The following is a 2,153-nucleotide window of genomic DNA, read 5'->3' as shown; positions in this document are numbered from 1 at the left end:
GCACTCGGGACATGCATGCATGAACTCTGCGAAGGCAATATAGGTGAGCCGGTTACGCGGCGATCCCTGAGTATTCGTTGTCGAGCTCAAGCGCACCTGTAGACTCGAAGCCAAAGCGGTAAACATCGCATGTTTGGGTCAACATATTCGTAGTCTACGGGTGCATGTCCCCCTCACCGACAGATACCTGCCGGCTGTCTCTTAGTATCACTGAGGGAGAGACTGACTATCTATAAAGGGTCAGCAGCAGACCCTCACTATATTCTGGGCCAGCCGCGACGATAATGTCTGCTGTGGGTCGACAAGCGACCCCTCGGCGAGCCTGAGCAGCCTGCCAGGCTAATTTCGCTTCACGGCCAGAACAAGACGATCAGACGGCAAAACTCTGCGTGGGCACTGAGGCAGAAGACGGTCGGTAAACGACCCGCTCGTAGGTAATCGATCAGGGGGCGTTTGAAATTGACTGATCATCTCGAAGGACAATATGGAATACCGATACAAATAGGGACAATCACGACTAGTGAGGGGCTACTAAGTCTGTTACCCGTTTATGTGCGGTCCTGCATATCAATAACGAGCAAAGATCATTCTGAATTGCACTTGACATAATAGGGGGTGACTTATGACGCTCAGGCACAATCTCTTGACGGTCCTCACAATCCTGCTCCTGGGAGTGGCTGTGGGAGCCGGAGCGCAGCAGACGCCGATTCAGGAACTCGGTGACGAGATCTTCGAGGATGTAAATCTGTCGATCAACAACAACCAGTCGTGCGCCTCGTGCCACGACGATGCCTGGGGCTCCACCGGCCCGGATTCCTTCGTCAACGCCCACGGCGCTGTCTACGAGGGGTCGATCCCCGGCGCTTTCGGCGACCGCAAGCCTCCGGAGACTGACTACGCGACGCTGAGCCCCGTGCTGCACCTCGACAAGAAGGGTACGTGGGTCGGCGGTAACTTCTGGGATGGGCGCGCGACCGGCGAGAAGCTCGGCTGGCCATCGGCAGACCAGGCGCAGGGCCCGTTCCTCAATCCGAAGGAGCAGGCGCTGCCGGACAACGCCTGCGTCGTTCACCGAGTATCGGTGTCGTCTTACGGCTTCCTCTACGGAGAAGTATTCGGCGACAACATCTTCACGATCGATTTCCCGGCAGACGCCAACACGCTCTGCGCGGACGGCGATCCGGTGCCGCTGGACGCGGACGATCGAGCCAAGGTCGAGACCGAGTACGACAACATCGCGCTGGCGATTGCTGAGTACGAAGCCGGTCCTAGCGAGCGGTCATTTAGCTCCAAGTTTGATGCAGTCCGAGGGGGTAACTATAAGTTCACCAAGCAGGAGAAGCGCGGCTTCACGCTGTTCAAGGGCAAGGGAAAATGCAAGTTTTGCCATACCGTGAGCGGCAAGCAGCCGGCATTCACCAACTTCACCTACGACAACCTCGGCGTACCGGTTAATCCCGAAAACCCGGCGCTTGTGGCGGACCCGGACTTTCGTGACCCGGGCCTCGGTGGGTTCCTGCGGTCTCGCGGTGAACCGGAAGAGGTGTGGCGGGCCGAACTCGGCAAGATGAAAGTCCCGACCATGAGGAACGTGGGCGCCAAGCCGACTCCTGAATCGGTCAAGGCCTACGCGCACAACGGCTACTTCAAATCGTTGAAGGGCATCGTGCACTTCTACAACACGCGGGACGTGAAAGAAGAGTGTGCCAATCCGTTGACCACGATGGAGGATGCGATCACCCAGGGCTGCTGGCCGGCTCCGGAAATCGCCGAAAACGTCAACCGTGACGAGCTTGGAGACCTTGGCCTGACCGACGAGGAGGAGGACGCGATCGTCGCGTTCCTCGAGACGCTCACGGACGATTTCTTCTAGAGCCAGTAACGCTCCCGGATCGCCGAGTTCCTGCGGCGTTGAAGGACGCTCTAGCCCGTGCAGTTTAGTATGACTGCACGGGATTCTGGGCGCACCAATTTCCGACAGCCGTCGGATCAAGTACGAATCAGCGCCCGCGCTAGTGTCTGCATCGGGTCGACAAGCGACCCTATTGCGGCGGCGACTAGATAACCTTTTCTATGTCGCCGAGCCACCGCCCCCAGTAATTCAGCTTGGCGAACAGATCAGCACGCGCGGCCGCCCCGTCCCGCGGCAAGAA

The 2,153-nt window shown here is 58.4% G+C and carries 1 protein-coding gene; it reads left to right on the top strand.

Translation table 11 applies throughout. The features are described 5' to 3' along the window. The first annotated feature begins 622 nt into the window (after positions 1 to 622). Positions 623 to 1,873 carry a cytochrome C gene (locus tag HKN37_15075; GenBank protein NNE47972.1) on the top strand — a complete coding sequence of 417 codons (1,251 nt, stop codon included), beginning with the start codon at positions 623 to 625 and terminating at the stop codon, positions 1,871 to 1,873. The last annotated feature ends 280 nt before the right edge of the window (positions 1,874 to 2,153 follow it).

The organism is Rhodothermales bacterium (assembly GCA_013002345.1).
GTDB lineage: Bacteria > Bacteroidota > Rhodothermia > Rhodothermales > JABDKH01 > JABDKH01.
This window is presented reverse-complemented; position numbering and strand designations above follow the sequence as displayed.

Coding starts and splice junctions, on each gene's coding strand:
- HKN37_15075 (NNE47972.1), top strand. CDS start 623: ATGACGCTCAGGCACAATCTCTTGACGGTCCTCACAATCCTGCTCCTG.